Genomic DNA, 1,635 nt, shown 5'->3' with positions numbered 1-1,635 from the left:
ACTGCCTGTTCTCTATCCGCTCGCGCGGTCGGACAGGTTCGAACGGGGGCCTGGTTCGGGTGAGTTGTCCGGGGTGAGTGCATGAAGGAAGGGCCTCTTGGTAGCTCGCGGATGTCGAGTCCAGCGAGAAGCAAGAGGCCCTGTTGTCGAAGTGTCGCGTGGTCGTGGTCGCCGAGTCCAGTTCGTCCACTCGTGGGTGTGACTGCCTCGCCCACAGGTTCGGGAACGCGGTCGACCGGCCGCAGCGCCGGCCCCGGTACGGCTCGGACATGAGCGATGCCGAGTGGGCCGTGGTCAGGGACCTGCTGCCGGTTCCGGGCTGGCTTTCCGGCCGCGGCGGGCGTCCGGAGGGCTACTGCCACCGACAGATGATCGACGCGGTGCGCTACCTCGTCGACAACGGCATCAAGTGGCGGGCGATGCCCGCCGACTTCCCGCCCTGGCCGCGCGTCTACGCCTTCTTCGCCCGCTGGCGGGATGCGGGACTGGTAACCGAGCTGCACGACCGGCTGCGGGAAGCCGTCCGCGCCGTTGAAGGCCGCAGCACCGAGCCGAGCGCGGGGGTCGTGGACTCGCAGTCGGTGAAGGCGGACGCCACCGTTACCTTCGGCTCACGGGGCTTCGACGCGGGCAAGAAGATCAACGGTCGCAAGCGGCACCTACTCACCGACACGCTCGGACTTCTCCTGGCCGTGCTGGTCACACCGGCGTCCGTGACCGACCGGGACGGCGCCCGGTCCCTTCTGCCGCAGGCTGCGGGCCGCTTCCGGCGGCTGGCGCGGGTCTGGGCCGACGGCGGCTACACCGGCCACCTCACCGACTGGACCAGCCAGCACCTCGGGCTCGTCATCGACATCGTCCGCCGCAGCGAGGACGTCCGCGGGTTCCAGCCACTGCCCCGCCGCTGGGTCGTCGAACGGTCCTTCGCCTGGTTTCTGCGCAGCCGCCGCCTGGTCCGGGACTACGAACGACGCACCGACACGAGCGAAGCTGTCATCCGCTGGTCGATGATCGCCCTCATGAACCGCCGCCTGGCCGCACAGCCTCATCAGTGCGCTGTTCTGCCGGCAGGGTGATTTGCCTCCACCAGCCAGCCCCGTTCCACCAGCCTTTTCAACCGTGCTCTCGCACCCTCGACGCGTGAGGCCGAGGCACTGTCCCAGCCGAGCACCACGGCCGCCCGCCGGGCACCCAGCCCGTCACCCCCGGCCTCGGCCGCGGCTGCCATCACCGCCTGGTAGTCCACCGACAGGTCTTCGACCCCGGCCGCGATCTGTCGATGCGGCACCGCACGGCGCGGGCCCACCGGCTTCCTCGGCGACGGGCCAACGACCGTCTCGGCCGGCTGTTCCTCCTCGGCGAGCGCTTCCAGATACTGCTCGAGGCCGATCGTCCGAAGCCTGAGAACCTCCTCGGCATCGACCAAGTCCGCCCGCACCCGCTCCAGTTCGGCTTCGAGCTCCTCCACCCGCACGGCAGCGGCCTTCCGCCGCGTTTCCAGGACCGCCCGCATCGACGGCATCCGCCACCCCCACGCCGACTCGATCAGCAACGAGTCGACACTCCCGCCACAGCCGCAATCTCATGCCTGACCAGCGGAATCCGCACACGACATTCGGAAAGCGAACAACCTCT

1 protein-coding gene and 1 pseudogene are annotated in these 1,635 nt (G+C 69.5%); one reads left to right on the top strand and one right to left on the bottom strand.

Going from position 1 to position 1,635, the window contains the following annotated elements; all coding sequences use genetic code 11:
- Nucleotides 1-269: 269 nt before the first annotated feature.
- Nucleotides 270-1,076: an IS5 family transposase gene (locus TNCT1_RS35415; protein ID WP_143640440.1), complete on the top strand. Its 807-nt coding sequence runs from the start codon at nucleotides 270-272 to the stop codon at nucleotides 1,074-1,076.
- Here TNCT1_RS35415 and TNCT1_RS35410 read toward each other — a convergent pair.
- Nucleotides 1,018-1,522 (bottom strand): annotated as a pseudogene (locus TNCT1_RS35410) (hypothetical protein). The gene TNCT1_RS35415 and the pseudogene TNCT1_RS35410 overlap by 59 nt on opposite strands.
- Between the last annotated feature and the right edge of the window lie 113 nt (nucleotides 1,523-1,635).

This window comes from Streptomyces sp. 1-11 (assembly GCF_007176755.1).
In the GTDB taxonomy this organism is placed as follows: Bacteria; Actinomycetota; Actinomycetes; order Streptomycetales; family Streptomycetaceae; genus Streptomyces.
This window is presented reverse-complemented; position numbering and strand designations above follow the sequence as displayed.

What these genes read in the sequence shown, in the direction of transcription:
- TNCT1_RS35415 (WP_143640440.1), top strand. Translation starts at nt 270, where the DNA reads ATGAGCGATGCCGAGTGGGCCGTGGTCAGGGACCTGCTGCCGGTTCCG.